General features: G+C 69.4%; 9 protein-coding genes and 5 pseudogenes. 8 read left to right on the top strand and 6 right to left on the bottom strand.

From position 1 onward, the window contains the following. The 3 genes and pseudogenes from BJF85_RS08380 to BJF85_RS08370 form a co-directional block, all read right to left on the bottom strand. Window positions 1–1,074, bottom strand: coding sequence for an ABC transporter ATP-binding protein (locus BJF85_RS08380; protein WP_075846482.1), 1,074 nt, complete (start codon window positions 1,072–1,074; stop codon window positions 1–3). Between the two features lie 413 nt (window positions 1,075–1,487). After that, window positions 1,488–2,590 (bottom strand): annotated as a pseudogene (gene ald, locus BJF85_RS08375) (alanine dehydrogenase). Window positions 2,591–2,768: 178 nt separating this feature from the next. Further along, window positions 2,769–4,331, bottom strand: a complete 1,563-nt coding sequence (locus BJF85_RS08370; RefSeq protein ID WP_075846481.1) for a CdaR family transcriptional regulator — start codon at window positions 4,329–4,331, stop codon at window positions 2,769–2,771. A gap of 105 nt (window positions 4,332–4,436) precedes the next feature. Here BJF85_RS08370 and BJF85_RS31275 point away from each other — a divergent pair. Both BJF85_RS31275 and BJF85_RS08365 read left to right on the top strand, forming a co-directional pair. Then, window positions 4,437–4,562: pseudogene (locus BJF85_RS31275) on the top strand (VOC family protein); the annotation flags it as partial. Between the two features lie 2 nt (window positions 4,563–4,564). Further along, window positions 4,565–4,822 (top strand): VOC family protein, encoded by a 258-nt coding sequence (locus tag BJF85_RS08365; protein ID WP_255375487.1) that lies wholly within the window; start codon window positions 4,565–4,567, stop codon window positions 4,820–4,822. A 25-nt stretch (window positions 4,823–4,847) separates the two neighbouring features. On the opposite strand, the gene BJF85_RS08360 is transcribed toward BJF85_RS08365, so the two are convergent. Both BJF85_RS08360 and BJF85_RS08355 read right to left on the bottom strand, forming a co-directional pair. After that, window positions 4,848–5,336: a hypothetical protein gene (locus tag BJF85_RS08360; protein ID WP_075846480.1), complete on the bottom strand. Its 489-nt coding sequence runs from the start codon at window positions 5,334–5,336 to the stop codon at window positions 4,848–4,850. Between the two features lie 60 nt (window positions 5,337–5,396). After that, complete coding sequence (locus BJF85_RS08355; protein WP_075846479.1) at window positions 5,397–6,002, bottom strand: TetR/AcrR family transcriptional regulator; 606 nt, start codon at window positions 6,000–6,002, stop codon at window positions 5,397–5,399. Window positions 6,003–6,156: 154 nt separating this feature from the next. On the opposite strand from BJF85_RS08355, the gene BJF85_RS08350 reads away from it, so the two are divergent. The 6 genes and pseudogenes from BJF85_RS08350 (at window position 6,157) to BJF85_RS08325 (ending at window position 13,791) form a co-directional block, all read left to right on the top strand. Beyond that, a complete protein-coding gene (locus BJF85_RS08350) occupies window positions 6,157–6,954 on the top strand; it encodes an SGNH/GDSL hydrolase family protein (protein WP_075846478.1) in 798 nt (265 codons plus the stop codon). Window positions 6,955–7,063: 109 nt separating this feature from the next. Continuing rightward, window positions 7,064–8,677: a carboxyl transferase domain-containing protein gene (locus BJF85_RS08345; protein ID WP_075846477.1), complete on the top strand. Its 1,614-nt coding sequence runs from the start codon at window positions 7,064–7,066 to the stop codon at window positions 8,675–8,677. 33 nt (window positions 8,678–8,710) lie between these two features. Continuing rightward, window positions 8,711–10,684: pseudogene (locus BJF85_RS08340) on the top strand (biotin carboxylase N-terminal domain-containing protein). Continuing rightward, a pseudogene (locus BJF85_RS08335) lies at window positions 10,681–11,834 on the top strand (acyl-CoA dehydrogenase family protein). The pseudogenes BJF85_RS08340 and BJF85_RS08335 overlap by 4 nt, the downstream one beginning before the upstream one ends. 89 nt (window positions 11,835–11,923) lie before the next feature. Then, window positions 11,924–12,690 (top strand): annotated as a pseudogene (map, locus tag BJF85_RS08330) (type I methionyl aminopeptidase). A 57-nt stretch (window positions 12,691–12,747) separates the two neighbouring features. Continuing rightward, the gene (locus BJF85_RS08325; RefSeq protein WP_369822122.1) at window positions 12,748–13,791 is read left to right on the top strand and encodes an alpha/beta hydrolase; all 1,044 of its coding nucleotides are present in this window, start codon (window positions 12,748–12,750) and stop codon (window positions 13,789–13,791) included. On the opposite strand, the gene BJF85_RS08320 is transcribed toward BJF85_RS08325, so the two are convergent. Further along, a complete protein-coding gene (locus BJF85_RS08320; protein WP_255375491.1) occupies window positions 13,788–14,975 on the bottom strand; it encodes an HNH endonuclease signature motif containing protein in 1,188 nt (395 codons plus the stop codon). The genes BJF85_RS08325 and BJF85_RS08320 overlap by 4 nt on opposite strands. Between the last annotated feature and the right edge of the window lie 222 nt (window positions 14,976–15,197).

Genomic DNA, 15,197 nt, shown 5'->3' with positions numbered 1-15,197 from the left:
TCAGTGGCCACCTCCCCAGCCCTGACCCTGCTGATACGGGTTCTGCGGCGGCATCCCCGGCGGCGGACCGGGCGGGGCTCCCGGTGGCGCTCCGGGCGGCGGACCCGGCGGCCCCGGCGGTCCGGGCGGCTGCTGGTACGGATTCGGCGCCTGCTGATACGGCTGGCCCATGTACTGCGGACTGGTCATCCGGAAGAACAACTGCTCCAGATCCGCCTTGTCCTCCTCCATGCCGTACACGGCGACACCGGCCTTCGCCGCCGCATCACCGATCTGCTGCACCGTGGCGCCCGCCACCGCGACCTTGCCGTCCGGCGTCGGCTGCACCTCCGTCAGGCCCGCCTCGTACAACGCCGAGATCAACGCGTTCGGATCGGCAGGCTGCACGATCACCCGCGACTGCTGCGAGGCCCGCAACTGCTCGAGCGGACCGTAGTACCGCGTCATCCCGGCACTCACGATCACGACCTGGTCGATCATCTGCTCCACCTCGGACAGCAGATGGCTCGACACCAACACCGTGCGCCCCTGCTTCGCGAACGACTGCAGGAACCCCCGCAGCCACACGATGCCCTCCGGGTCCAGACCGTTCGACGGTTCGTCGAGCACCAACACCTGCGGGTCGCCCAACAACGCCGTCGCCAACGACAACCGCTGGCGCATACCCAACGAGAACTCGCCCGCCGCCCGATCCGCCGCCGGGGACAAACCGACCAGACCCAACAACTCGTCGACCCGCTGATCGGGCACCCCGATCGCCGCCGCATACACCCGCAGGTGATGACGCGCCGTGCGCCTCGGATGGAACCCCTCGTTCTCCAGGACCGCCCCCGCCACCCGGGCAGGATTGCCCAACTGGGTGTACGGACGTCCGTTGATCGTCGCCGAACCCGAGGTCGGTGCCACCAGCCCCAGGATCATGCGCAGGGTCGTCGTCTTGCCCGCGCCGTTCGGACCGAGAAAGCCGGTCACCGAACCCGGCTCCACCGTGAAGCTCAGGTTCTGCACGGCCGTCACGGGCCCGAACTGCTTCGTCAGGTTCTGCACCGCGATGCGGCCACTGCCGTCGTGCATGGATCTCCCCTCAGCTGCGCCGTTGCTTGGGTGCGCACTGCGGGCGCCATCCTGCCCCATACCCCGTGGTGCGCGTGTGGTGAACGACCCGACGTGCGCAATTTGCCGGAACCGACAGTGTGACGTGGACAAAAAACCACCACCGTTGCCCACCCCGGGGCGGCGAACCCGCGAACGAGGCCCTAAACTGGAACGTGGCGGCCCGCTCCCGGTGACCCCCAGGCTGGTTGAGCGGGCGCCCCTAGTCGCTTTCGGCTTTCGCCTTCGCTCCCTCTCGCTCAACTTCGCGTCGTCTGTGGGGCCCGCCCCCACACCCCCCAGGCCGGCGGGCTCCGCCCCCGGACCCCCATCACGGTCGTCACCTCGCCGCTCGTCCGTCACCCTGCGAGATCGGTGGGCCGGCCTGGTTGGGGTTACTGCATGGGGGTGTGCGGGAGGTCGTGGGCTTCGGCCACCGGGGCGTTCGTCAGGGTTCCTGCGTGCGTGTTGAGGCCCTTGGCCAGGCCGGGGTCGGACGCCAGGGCCGCTTCCCAACCCTGCTCCGCCAGACGCAACACGTACGGCAGGGTCACGTTCGTCAGGCCGTACGTCGACGTGCGCGGCACCGCGCCCGGCATGTTCGCCACGCAATAGAACACCGAACCGTGCACCTGGTAGGTCGGCTCGTCGTGCGTCGTCGGCCGCGAGTCCGCGAAGCACCCGCCCTGGTCGATCGAGATGTCGACCAGCACGCTGCCCGGCTTCATCCGCGCCACCAGATCGTTCGACACCAACTTCGGCGCCTTCGCCCCGGCCACCAGCACGGCGCCGACGACCAGATCGGCCTCCAACACCGCCTGCTCCAACGAGAACGCGTTCGACGTCACCGTGCGGATCCGGCCACCGAAGTCCTTGTCGATCTGCCGCAGGCGGTCCACGTTCGTGTCCAACACCTCGACATCGGCACCCAGGCCCAACGCCACGCGCGCCGCGTTCAACCCGGCCACGCCGCCGCCGATCACCACGACCCGCGCCGGATGCACCCCCGGAACGCCGCCGATCAACACACCCCGGCCACCACCGGGCTGCATCAGCGAATACGCCCCGACCTGCGGCGCCAGCGGCCCGCGACCTCCGACATCGGCGCCAACAACGGCAGACCGCCGTCCACGCCCTGCACCGTCTCGTACGCGATCGACGTCGTCCCCGCCGCCAACAACGCCTCGGTCAACGCCCGATCCGCGGCCAGATGCAGATACGTGAACAACACCTGCCCCGACCGCAACCGGCCGTACTCCTCGGCGATCGGCTCCTTCACCTTGAGCACCACGTCGCCCTCGGCCCACGTGTCGGCCGCGCCCGGCAGGATCTTCGCGCCCGCCGCCATGTACTCCTCGTCGCGGATCGCCGAGCCCTCCCCGGCCCCGGCCTCGACCACCACCTGGTGGCCGCGCTGCACCAACTCGTGCGTACCGGCCGGGGTCAACGCGACCCGGTACTCGTGCTTCTTGACTTCCTTCGGGACGGCGATCCGCACGGTTCCTCCTGGGAGACGGCTCCTTGTGGGAGCACTGATCGGCAGCAGAGGTGTCTTCGACCACGGTGAACCACCCGGACAGCGGTGTCATCATGCCGAGAAGACAATTATCGCCCCGACGGGTGGTTCCGGCGCGACAAGCCGGAACCGGAACCAGCAGCGTCAGGACCAGCGGCCGTCAGGACCAGCGCAGCGTGATCAACTGCGCCGTGAGCGCCAACCGGACATCCGGATCGTCGAGATCCACCCCGGCCACCTCGAGCAGCTTGCGCATCCGATACCGCAACGTGTTGGGATGCACGCGCAGGTCCGCCGCCGCGCCGCGCGGATCGCCGGGCCGCCGCAACCAGTGGTACAGCGTGTCGACGTACTCCGTGCCGTGCGCATGGTCGTGCTCGACCAGTACCCGCAGCGGACCGAGCCCCGGCACGTCGGCGGTGCGGGCCACCGTCGCGGTGCGATGCAACGTCAGCGGCGTCCACACCTCGTCGAACGTCACCGTCCGGCCCGGCACGACACCGGACCGGAGCAGGCCGAGCGCCTCGTCGGCCTCGGCCCGGGACTGCGCCAGCGCCCCCAACGGATACGCGCCGCCCGCCGCGGCGTGCAGCTCGCCCGCCTTCGGACCGGCCTGAACGTCGTCGAGCGCGCAGCGCAGTTCCGGCCACGAGCCCGGACCGTCGCCCTCGGGAACCACCGCGTACAGCAGGCCGGCGTGCTCGGCTGCGACCGGCCGCCGGCCGATGCCCTGCGACAACCGTTCCGACAACGCCAGTCGCATGCCCTCGCCGTCGAGGGTGTCCCCGCCCGGGGTGTCGACCGCGACGACGCGGTGCGGTTCGTCGGGCAGCCCCAGTTCCGCGACGGCCTTGCGCGGTCCCACCTCGCCGTGCAGCAGGGCCCGCAGCAGTTCCGCAGACGCCCGCCTGCGGACGTCGGCGTGGGCCCGCCGGCGCAGCAGGTGCAGCGCGACCACCGGGGCCGTGTCGGCGAACGCGGCGGCCCGCTCGTCGGACACCGGGCCGTCGACGACCGCCCAGATCGACCCGAGCAGTTCGCCGCCCATCCGCACCGGTGCGATCAGCCGGGGCAACGTACCGTCCTTCTGCCCGGGTACGAAGATCGTCTGCCGGCCGCGGCTGAGGTCGCGGAACACGCCGCGGGACCGGAACCGGGCGAGCACGTCGTCGGGGATGCGCCTGCCGACGATCGTGGCCACGCGCGCCGGGTCCGTGAGGTCCTGGCGGGCCGAGTAGGCGAGCACCCGCGAGTTGGTGTCCTCGATGGTCACCGGCGCGTCGACGACCGAGGCGACCGCGTCGGCGAGCCGGAACAGGTCGCCCGCGGCCGGGTCGGCGTCGACGGCGTCCGAGTCGTCACCCTCGGCGTCGAGCACCGTACGCAGCAGCCACACGAGCTGGGCCCACGCCGTCGCCCGGTGCACCTCGACCAGGCCGATGCCCGCGCGGCGGGCGGCCTTGCGCACAGCCGCCTGCGCCGCCAGCGGAGCCTTGACCAGCACCCCGGCCGCCTCGGCCGCGGCGGCGTCCTCGAGCAGCGCGGTGACGGCTGCGGTGTCCCGTGCGGCCACGGCCAGCACCAGATCGCCCGCGCCCGGATTCGCCGCGACGTCGGGCTCGGCGATCACGACGTCGGTCACCGCGACCGCCTCGTCCGGCAGGTGCAGCGCGTGCAGCAACGTCGGCCCGACGCGGTCGACGACACTCCGGACCGTGCTCATCGGAGTCCGGACAAACTGCTCATCGCGGCTCGCGGATGCTGCTCGTCATGGCCGAGCAGCCTACCGTGACAGTCGGCCTGCGGGCCCGAACACGAGGAGTGCGACATGGCTGTGCGCGGAGTGGCGAAGGTGCTGATCGGCGTGACCGACCAGCAGCGGGCGAAGGAGTTCTGGGTCGACCTGCTCGGCTTCACGGTGACGACGGACGCGCCGTACGACGACGCGGGGACGCGGTGGCTGGAGGTGACGTCACCGGACGGTGCGACCGTGCTGATCCTCGGCCCGGACCCGGAGGCCGGTACCGCGCCGACACCGGTCCCGAGCGGCCCAACACCAACGTGTTCTTCTACGCCGACGACCTCGAGGGCACCTACGCGGAGCTGTCGGCGAAGGGCGTGGAGTTCCCCGCGCCGCCGTCACGGCAGCCGTGGGGCTGGTGGTCGACGTTCGTCGACTCGGAGGGCAACCGCTTCGCCCTCCAACAACGCTGACGAGAGCGCTGACGACGACGCCTGCCTAGTCGGTCAGGGCCTCGGCGATCCACGGTTCGACGTCGAGGCCCCGTTCGAGGCAGGCCGTCGACAGGCGCATCGTCCAGCGCAGCGCCTGCACGACGAGGCTCTCGACCTCGTCGGCGGAGGCGTTGTCGAGGGCGATCTCGAGCTGTTGACGCGCGTCCTCGGTGTTGCCGTGGACCTCGGCGAGCAGCGTGCGCACGGCCGTGCGCACGGGTGGGTCGGCGTCGTCGATGGGCACCTCCTCGCCCTCGGCGTCGAAGACCTGAACCTTGACCGGCGCCGCGCCGCCGTCGCCGAGCGTCGCGACCATCTCGCTGCACGCGCCGAACAGCAGCAGCATCAGTTCGCGCGTGTCGTCGGCCGCCAGCGCCTCGAGCGCGGCGGCCTCGAGTGCGCCGGCGTCGTCGCCCAGGCGCATGGCGAGCAGTGCTCGCTGCGCCGTCTCGACGAGCCGTGGTGGCGTTCGGTCCTCGTGCACGGATGTCATCAAACACCAGAGTCGGTGTGATCGTCGCGCGCCGCAGGGGTGATCATGCCCGCACGGCGGTTACTTGGCGGCGTACAGCGCCCCGAGCGCGAGCCGGATGAGCAGTTCGGCGAGCTCGTCGTCGGGCAGGTGGCGGTGGTACGGGGTGGAGTTCATCAGGCCGAACACGGCGTGTGCGGCCGATCGGGCGCCTGCCTCGTCGAGTCGCGGCACCGCGGCCCGCACGGCCGAGACCCACACCTCGACGTAGCGACGCTGAATTCCCCGGACCGTGCGACGGTCGTCGTCGGCGAGGCTGGCGAGGCTGCGTTCCTGCACGGTGATCAGCGCGGGCTGCTTCAGGGCGAAGTCGACGTGGAAGCGCACGAGGCCGGCGAGGATCTCGTCGGGGTCGCCGTCGCGTTCCAGGCGTGCGGTGCCACCGGCGAGCAGGTACTCGCTGATCTTGGTCAGCATTTCGCCCAGCATGGCGTCCTTGCTCCGGAAGTGCCGGTAGAGTGCGGGGCCGGTGATGCCGACGGCCGCGCCGATGTCGTCGATCCCGACGCCGCGGAAGCCGTGCTGGGCGAACAACTCCGCGGCCGCGGCGAGGATCTGATCACGCCGGGACGGTTTCACGCGCGCACGAGCGTCGTTATCGTCCCTCGGAGTCGAGCCCGTGATCATCGGCCCATCATACGGGAAACAGTTAGCGAACGCTAACATCTGCCCCGACTTACGTCCTGCGCCATGAGGTGTAACTCCGCGCCGAACCCTCGGCCGAGACGTGGACCACTGATATTCGTTTTGTCGGCCAACGGCAAACGGAAAGGTGGCCCTCATGGTCAAGGGTTCCCGTCTTCTGGGCACCGCGATGATCGCCTGTCTGGCACTGGTCGGTGGTGCGACCACGGCGGGCGCGGCGGAAACGACCGCATACGACAGCTACGTCGCCCTCGGCGACTCCTACTCCAGTGGCGTGGGCGCCGGTGCCTACGGCGATTCGGGCAACTGCAAACGCAGTGCCAACGCCTTCCCTCAGCTGTACGCCGACGAGGCCGGTGTCGGCGACTTCACCTTCGTGGCCTGCCTCGGCGCCCGCACGGGCGACGTGGTGAGCCAGACCGATTCCCTGTCCGCCGACACCGATCTGGTCACGGTGTCGGTCGGCGGCAACGACGCGGGGTTCACCGATGTCATGATCTCCTGCACGACCAGTTCCGACCAGGGCTGCATCAACCGGGTCGAGGAGGCCAAGTCCTACGCGGACGACACGCTTCCCGGGCTGCTCGACGACGTCTACGCGGCGATCAGCGCCAACTCGCCGAACGCCGAGGTCTACGTGCTCGGCTACCCGCGCTTCTACGAGATCGGCGGTTCGTGCAACGCCGGCCTCAGTGACACCAAGCGCGAGGCGATCAACTCCGGGGCCGACAAGCTCGCCGAGGTGACCGAGGCGCGGGCGTCCGCGGCCGGTTTCACCTTCGTCGACGTGCGGCCCAACTTCACCGGGCACGAGATCTGCTCGGCCGACTGGTGGCTCAACAGCGTCACGTGGCCGGTCGACGAGTCGTACCACCCGAACGTGGCGGGTCAGGCCTCCGGGTATCTGCCCGCGTTGCAGAGCGCCATGGGCTGAGTTCCCGTCGGCGTCCTCGTTCAGGGCGACGGCGAGCAGGCTGGACCTCAGGGTTAGTAGCCGCTAACATCGAGTCTGGTGTTAACGGCTGCTAACCCTGAGGTGTGTCATGGACGGTCCGGCGCTCACCACCCACGCCGATCCTCGCTCGGAGGCGTTCTCCCGCAACGTCGCAGGACACGGTGAGCTGGTCGAAGATCTGCGGAAGCGGCTCGCCGCCGCGCGGCTGGGCGGCCCCGAGAGGTCGCGCTCCCGTCATGTGGAACGTGGCAAGCTGCTGCCGCGCGACCGGGTCGACGCGCTGCTCGACCCCGGGTCGCCTTTCCTCGAGCTCTCCGGGCTCGCCGCCACCGGCATGTACGACGACGAGGCGCCGGCGGCCGGCATCATCACCGGTATCGGCCGCGTGTCCGGTCGGGAGTGCGTCATCGTCGCCAACGACGCCACCGTCAAGGGCGGCACCTACTACCCGGTGACGGTCAAGAAGCACCTGCGCGCCCAGGAAGTGGCGTTGCACAACAATCTGCCGTGCATCTACCTCGTCGACTCGGGCGGTGCGTTCCTGCCGCGGCAGGACGAGGTGTTCCCCGACCGTGAGCACTTCGGCCGCATCTTCTACAACCAGGCCACGATGTCGGCGCGCGGGATTCCGCAGATCGCCGCCGTGCTCGGTTCCTGCACCGCGGGCGGGGCGTACGTCCCGGCGATGAGCGACGAGGCCGTGATCGTGCGCAACCAGGGCACGATCTTCCTCGGCGGGCCGCCGCTGGTGAAGGCGGCGACCGGCGAGGTCGTCACCGCCGAGGAGCTCGGCGGCGGCGACGTCCACTCGCGACAGTCCGGGGTGACCGACCACCTGGCCGCCGACGACGCGGACGCGTTGCGCAAGGTCCGGTCGATCGTGTCCACGCTCGGCCCGCGCGAGCCGCAGCCCTGGGACGTCGCGCCCACCGAGGAGCCCGCGGTCGACCCGCGCGAGCTCTACGGCGTCGTCCCCACCGATTCGCGCACGCCCTACGACATGCGCGAGGTGATCGCGCGGGTCGTCGACGGCAGCCGGTTCGCCGAGTTCAAGAAGGAGTACGGCACGACGCTCGTCACCGGGTTCGCCCGCATCCACGGGCATCCGGTGGGCATCATCGCCAACAACGGCGTGCTGTTCGCCGAGTCGGCGATGAAGGGCGCGCACTTCATCGAACTGTGCGACAAGCGCTCGATCCCGTTGGTCTTCCTGCAGAACATCACCGGCTTCATGGTCGGCAAGGACTACGAGGCAGGCGGGATCGCCAAGCACGGCGCCAAGATGGTCACGGCCGTCGCCTGCGCGCGGGTGCCGAAGTTCACCGTGATCATCGGCGGTTCGTTCGGCGCGGGCAACTACTCGATGTGCGGCCGGGCGTACTCGCCGCGCTTCCTGTGGATGTGGCCGAACGCCCGGATCTCCGTCATGGGCGGCGAGCAGGCGGCCTCGGTGCTGGCCACGGTGCGCCGCGACGCGATCGAGGCGCGCGGCGACGAATGGCCCGCCGACGACGAGGAAGCGTTCAAGGACCCGATCCGCGAGCAGTACGAGGAGCAGGGCAACCCGTACTACTCGACGGCGCGGCTGTGGGACGACGGCGTCATCGACCCGGCGGACACGCGCACGGTGCTGGGGCTGGCGCTGTCGGCGTCGGCCAACGCCCCGCTCGAGCCCGTCGGCTACGGCGTCTTCCGGATGTGAGGGGTGGCTGCTGTGGGAGAGGTCGGTGCGGCAATGTTCGACACGGTGCTGGTCGCGAACCGCGGTGAGATCGCGGTGCGGGTCATCGCGACGTTGCGGCGCATGGGAATCCGGTCGGTCGCGGTGTACAGCGACGCCGACGCGGGCGCGCGGCACGTGCGTGAGGCCGACGTCGCGGTGCACCTCGGCCCGGCCGAGGCGGCGCGGAGCTATCTGTCCGTTCCGGACGTCGTGCGCGCCGCCGTCGAGACGGGCGCGCAGGCGGTGCACCCGGGTTACGGTTTCCTGGCCGAGAACGCGGCCTTCGCGGCGGCGTGCGCGGAGGCGGGGATCGTGTTCATCGGCCCGCCGCCGGGCGCGATCGACGCGATGGGCGACAAGATCCGGGCCAAGGAGACGGTGTCGGCCGCCGGTGTGCCCGTCGTTCCCGGACAGTCCGATGTGGACGATGTCGCGGCAGCGGCGGCGGAGGTCGGCTACCCCCTGCTGCTCAAGCCGTCCGCGGGCGGTGGCGGCAAGGGTATGCGCCTGGTCACCGAACCGGCGGAGTTGGCGGACGCGGTCGAGGCGGCCCGGCGCGAGGCGCGCGGCGCTTCGGCGACGACCGGCTGCTCATCGAACGGTTCGTCGACACGCCCCGGCACATCGAGGTGCAGGTCCTGGCCGATACGCACGGCACGGTGCTGCATCTCGGCGAGCGGGAGTGCAGTCTGCAACGACGGCACCAGAAGATCGTCGAGGAGGCACCGTCGCCGCTGCTGGACGACGCCGCCCGCGCGCGCATGGGCGAGTCGGCGGCGCAGGCCGCTCGGTCCGTCGGCTACGTCGGCGCGGGCACGGTCGAGTTCATCGTGTCGGCGACCGACCCTGACGAGTTCTTCTTCATGGAGATGAACACCCGCCTGCAGGTGGAGCATCCGGTGACCGAGCAGGTCACGGGTGTCGACCTGGTCGAATGGCAGGTACGGGTCGCCGCGGGCGAACGGTTGACGCTGCGCCAGGACGACGTCCGGCTGGACGGGCACGCCGTGGAGGCGCGGGTGTACGCCGAGGATCCCGCCCGCGGTTTCGTGCCCACGGGCGGCACGGTGGTGGGGCTGGCCGAGCCGCGCAGCCCGTACGTTCGCGTCGACTCCGGCATCGCGGAGGGCACCCGGGTCGTCGGACTACGACCCGATGCTGGCCAAGGTCATCGCGTGGGGCCCGGACCGCGCCGCGGCGCTGCATCGTCTCGATCGGGCGCTCGCCGATACCGCGGTTCTCGGGTTGCGGACCAATGTGGACTTCCTGCGCCGTCTGCTGTCCGACGCCGACGTGCGCGAAGGGCGGCTCGACACCGGACTGGTCGAGCGCAAGCTGGACGAGCTGACCGCCGTCGACGTTCCGGACGACTTCTTCGTCGCCGCGGCCCTCGACCGGCTCCTCGCGCTGGAACCGGCGGGACCCGTCGTGGACCCGTGGGACGTGCCGAGCGGATGGCGTGCCGGCGGCGAGGCGGGCGTGACGTTCCTGCTGCACGCCGACGGCGTCGAACGTCTGGTGCGCGTGCGGGGTTCGTCGGCCGAGGCCGTGGTCACGGTCGGCGTGGACGGCGAACCGGTGGCCGCGTCGGCGGAGCGGACCGGCGGCACCCTGTCCGTCCACTGTGGCGGGCGGTATCTGCGTTATGCCAGGGCCGAACAGCCGGACGGAGGCGTGTGGTTCGGCCGGGCCGGCGTGACGGTCGTGGTGGGGGAGCGGCCGAATCTGCTGGCCGGACAGGCCGAGGACGTCGAGGGCGGGCCGGTGACGAGCCCGATGCCGGGCACGGTCCTCGTGGTGAAGGTCGCCGCGGGCGACGAGGTCACGGCGGGCACGCCGCTGGCGGTCGTCGAGGCGATGAAGATGGAACACACGATCACGGCGCCGGTCGACGGCGTCGTCGCCGAGCTGTGCGTTCAGGCGGGCCAGCAGGTCGCGCTGGACGAGAAGCTCGCACTGGTCACCCCTCGGGAGCAGACATCATGATCGACTTCAGGCTCGACGACGAGTACGAGGCGCTGCGCAAGACGGTTCACGACTTCGCCCAGTCCGAGGTGAAGCCGGTGATCGGGGACTTCTACATCCGTGAGGAGTTCCCCTACGAGATCGTGGCGAAGATGGGCGAGATGGGCCTGTTCGGCCTGCCGTTCCCCGAGGAGTACGGCGGGATGGGCGGCGACTACTTCGCCCTGTGCCTGACGTTGGAGGAGCTGGCCAGGGTCGATTCGTCGGTGGCGGTGACGGTCGAGGCCGGCGTCTCGCTCGGCGCGATGCCGATCTATCGGTTCGGTACCGAGGAGCAGAAGCGGCAGTGGTTGCCTGCGCTGTGCTCGGGCGAGGCGCTGGGCGCGTTCGGCCTGACCGAGCCGGGCGGCGGTTCGGACGCGGGCGCGACGAGGACGAATGCCCGGATCGACGGGGACTCGTGGGTGATCAACGGCAGCAAGTCGTTCATCACGAACTCGGGCACCGACATCACGCGTGTCGTCACGGTCACCGCGGTGACGGGTACGAAATCCGGTGGTGGCAAGGAGATCTCGGCGATCCTGGTGCCGTCGGGCACGCCCGGGTTCACGGTCGCGCCGAAGTACTCGAAGGTCGGCTGGAACTGTTCGGACACGCACGAGCTGGCGTTCGACGACTGCCGGGTGCTGCGGAGAACCTGCTCGGCGAGCAGGGCCGCGGCTACGCGCAGTTCCTGCAGATCCTGGACGAGGGCCGGATCGCGATCGCCGCGTTGAGTGTCGGTCTGGCGCAGGGGTGTGTCGACGAATGCCTGCGGTACGTCGACGAGCGGGAGGCGTTCGGCAACAAGATCGGCGCGTATCAGGCGATGCAGTTCAAGATCGCGGACATGGAGACGCGGGCGCACACGGCGCGGCTGGCGTACTACCAGGCGGCGGCGAAGATGCTGCGCGGCGAGCCGTTCAAGAAGGAGGCCGCGATCGCCAAGCTGGTGTCGTCGAACGCGGCGATGGACAACGCGCGCGATGCGACGCAGATCTTCGGCGGCTACGGGTTCATGAACGAGTTCCCGGTGGGCCGGTTCTACCGGGACGCCAAGATCCTCGAGGTCGGCGAGGGCACGAGCGAGGTGCAGCGGATGTTGATCGCGCGGGAGCTGGGCCTGACGTGAGCGTCGTACTGGCCGTCGACTGTGATAGAAATACCGGTATAGGTATTCGAGACAGGTGGCGAGCGTTTGCGTGGCGGAGGAGTCGGGCGATGGTGGAGCTGAAGACGGCGGCCGAGGTCGAGGCGATGGCGGTGACCGGTGCGTTCGTGGCGGACGTGCTCGCCGACCTGGTTGCCAGGGCCGAGCCGGGGGTGAACGTGCTGGACCTGGAGCATCGCGCGCGGGACATGATCAAGCATCGGGGTGCGGAGTCCTGCTACTGGGACTATGCGCCGTCGTTCGGGGAGGGCCCGTTCCGCAACGTGGTCTGCCTGTCGGTGAACGACGCGGTGTTGCACGGGTTGCCGCACGACTACGAGCTGCGCGACGGCGATGTGTTGACGATGGACATGGCGGTGTCGATCGACGGCTGGGTGGCCGATTCGGCACGCACGGTGATCGTGGGTACGCCGCGTCCGGAGGATCAGCGCTTGATCGAGGCGACCGAGCGGGCGTGGACGAGGCGATCGCGGCGGCGCGTCCGGGCAACCGGCTCGGTGACGTGTCGGCGGCGATCGGCGAGGTGGCACGGCGGTACGGCTACCCGGTGAACACGGAGTTCGGTGGGCACGGCTTGGGGCGCACGATGCATGAGGATCCGCATGTGCCGAACAGTGGCCGGCCGGGTCGGGGCATGGTGTTGCGGCCGGGGTTGACGCTCGCGATCGAGCCGTGGTTCGCGGCGGGGACGGATCGGATCGTGTACGACCCGGACGGGTGGACGATCCGGTCGGCGGACGGGTCGCGTACTGCGCACAGTGAGCACACGATCGCGATCACCGAGGGCGACGCGCGTATTCTCACGCCTGTTCCGTAGGGCCTTGTCGAGACGAGCTGGCTGGAGGTGTCGGTGTTGGTGGAGCTCCCGTCCCAGCTGGCTTCGGTGGCGACCGATGTGGCGACGAATGTGCGGGACAAGGTCGCCAGGGGCGGTGTCGCGGATCTGCGGCCGTTGCCTCGGGTGTTGATCGATCGGGGGCCGAACCGGTCGGTGTATCGGATGACGGGTCCGGACGGTCCGCCGTCGGGTGCGCCGGTGTTGTTGGTGCCGCCGTTGGCGGCGCCGGCGTTGTGTTTCGATCTGCGGCGCGGGTGCAGTCTGGCGGAGCACCTTGTGGAGGGTGGGCGCCGGACGTATCTGGTCGACTACGGCAGTGTGGCGTTCTCCGATCGGAATCTGGGGATCGAGCATTGGGTCGACGAGGTGTTGCCGCGGGCGATCCGTAAGGCCAGCGACGATGCCGGTGGCGTGCCGGTGCACGTCGTGTCGTGGTGTTTGGGCGGCATCTTCTCGGTGTTGACGTTGTCCGATCAGCCGGATCTGCCGGTCGCCTCGTTGACGACGGTCTCCGCGCCCTTCGATTACACGGCGATTCCGTTGGTGGCGCCGTTCCGCCCGTTGGTCGAGGTCACGGGCGGGCACATCCTCACGCCGTTCTATCGCATGTTGGGTGGTGCGCCGTCGGCCGTGGTGTCGCGGGTGTTCCGGGCGACGGGTTTCGAGAAGGAGATCACGAAGCCGCTGGCGATCCTGCGAAACCTGAACGACCGCGACTTCCTGGCGCAGATCGAGGCGGTGGACCATTTCATGTCGAACATGGCGGCCTACCCCGGTCGGACGTTCGGCCAGTTGTACCACCGTTTCTTCCGCGCCAACGACCTGGCCGAGGGCGCGTTCGCCCTCGACGGCCGCACCATTTCGTTGTCCAAACTGGACGTTCCGACGTTGGTGGTCGCCGGCGAGACCGACAGCATCGCGCCGCGCCGCGCGGTCGAGCGTCTGGTGGGCCTGTTGGATCACGCCCCCGAGGTGCGTTTCCGGGTGGCGCCGGGTGGCCACCTGGGTGTGCTGACGGGCAGGCGTGCCCGTACGACGACGTGGCGCCATATCGACGAATTCCTGGACGACCACGCCTAGAACGGCGGCGGTTCGAGGTCGGGTGGGTCGTCCGCGTCGTCGGTTTCGGGCGATCGTGGTGGCAGGACGGTTTCGCGTTTGTCGGTGTAGGTGATGCCGAGCGGGGTCGTTGTCGAGGATGTGCCGTGGATGGGGTCGTAGTCCTGGATCCAGCCCGGGGCGTTCTTGAGCCGGTGGTGTTTGCGGCATCGAGGTGCGGCGTTATCCGTGGACGTCGAGCCGTTGTCCTTGGCCCACTGTTGTTGGTGGTCGAAGTCGCAGTGCCGGGCAGGCCTACGGCACCACGGGACGATGCACATCCGGTCGCGCACCTCGACCAGCTTGCGGATCGTCGAATTCGGACGATAGGACGATCGGCCCAGGTCAACCGGGTTCCCGGTGGCCGGGTCACAGAGGACTTTGCGCCAGACCGACTTGGGGTTGGTCATGATCTCGCGCGCGTACGCGGCCGGGACCGGCCCGATGCCGTCGATCGATGCGCCCGTCTCGGACATCGACAGTGCGGTGTCGATGGGCATGTGGAGATAGACCATCGCCGCCGACTGGGGCACGGTGACGCCGGGATCGTTGCCGAGCAGCAGGTCGGCGAACACGTCGGCGCGTAGTTGGTCGAGGTTGCGTGAGGAGTCGGCGAGCCGCAGCTTGCGAGCCATGGCGTCGACGCGCGCGTACGCGGCCGAGGCAACGTCGGACGGCAGGTCGGCCGAGATCCGCGACTGGGCATAAACGCCGTGGTCGAGCGTGACCTTGCGACCTTCGTGCGCCATGCGAGCAGCAGCGGTCTCAGCACCAGGATCAACCTGCTTGACGATCTGCGAAGCATGCCAAGCCATATTCCGAGGCTGCCACGCCGTCAGAGGCAGACGGGAAAGCTTCTCCTCAAGCCGCCGGTCCACTTCGAGCGCATCAGCATCAGAAACCGGCGCAACAGTATTCAGCACCCGCTCGGCGCAATACCGATCCACCTGCCCCTCGCGCATAGCCTGCAACAGCCGAGGCATGCGATAAGTCAAAGCCAAAGCGGTATGAATCCGATCAAGAACACCCTGCGGAGAAAGCCGAAGCTCAGGCGCCAACGCCTCAGCCAACGACCGCCGTTCCACCGAATCCGACGACGCGCCGTCATCGAGCGAAGCAAGAAACGACACCTCAGCAGCATCAGCCCGAGCCCGCAAAGCAAGCACCGAGCGAGCCCGATCAACGATCCCCTCAATATCTGTCACGCAACCAACTATACCGAACAATTGATCGACAAACACCACCCACAAGCATGACAAAGAACCACCACGCGAAGTAACCCCACCACCGCCACCCCAAATACCGCCACCGCCGAAGCGAAGCAAGGCAACCCCGCCAACCACCCCAGACCCCACACACAAATCCGCCCCAGCGAAGTGTCATCCCGT

The organism is Saccharomonospora sp. CUA-673 (assembly GCF_001942305.1).
Taxonomy (GTDB): Bacteria; Actinomycetota; Actinomycetes; order Mycobacteriales; family Pseudonocardiaceae; genus Prauserella.
Note: the sequence above shows the minus strand (reverse complement) of the source record. Positions and strands in the feature narration are given on the sequence as shown.

Excerpts from the sequence above, each read along its gene's own strand:
- BJF85_RS08380 (WP_075846482.1), bottom strand. The coding sequence starts at position 1,074 with ATGCACGACGGCAGTGGCCGCATCGCGGTGCAGAACCTGACGAAGCAG.
- BJF85_RS08370 (WP_075846481.1), bottom strand. The coding sequence starts at position 4,331 with ATGAGCACGGTCCGGAGTGTCGTCGACCGCGTCGGGCCGACGTTGCTG.
- BJF85_RS08360 (WP_075846480.1), bottom strand. The coding sequence starts at position 5,336 with ATGACATCCGTGCACGAGGACCGAACGCCACCACGGCTCGTCGAGACG.
- BJF85_RS08355 (WP_075846479.1), bottom strand. The coding sequence starts at position 6,002 with ATGATCACGGGCTCGACTCCGAGGGACGATAACGACGCTCGTGCGCGC.
- BJF85_RS08350 (WP_075846478.1), top strand. The coding sequence starts at position 6,157 with ATGGTCAAGGGTTCCCGTCTTCTGGGCACCGCGATGATCGCCTGTCTG.
- BJF85_RS08345 (WP_075846477.1), top strand. The coding sequence starts at position 7,064 with ATGGACGGTCCGGCGCTCACCACCCACGCCGATCCTCGCTCGGAGGCG.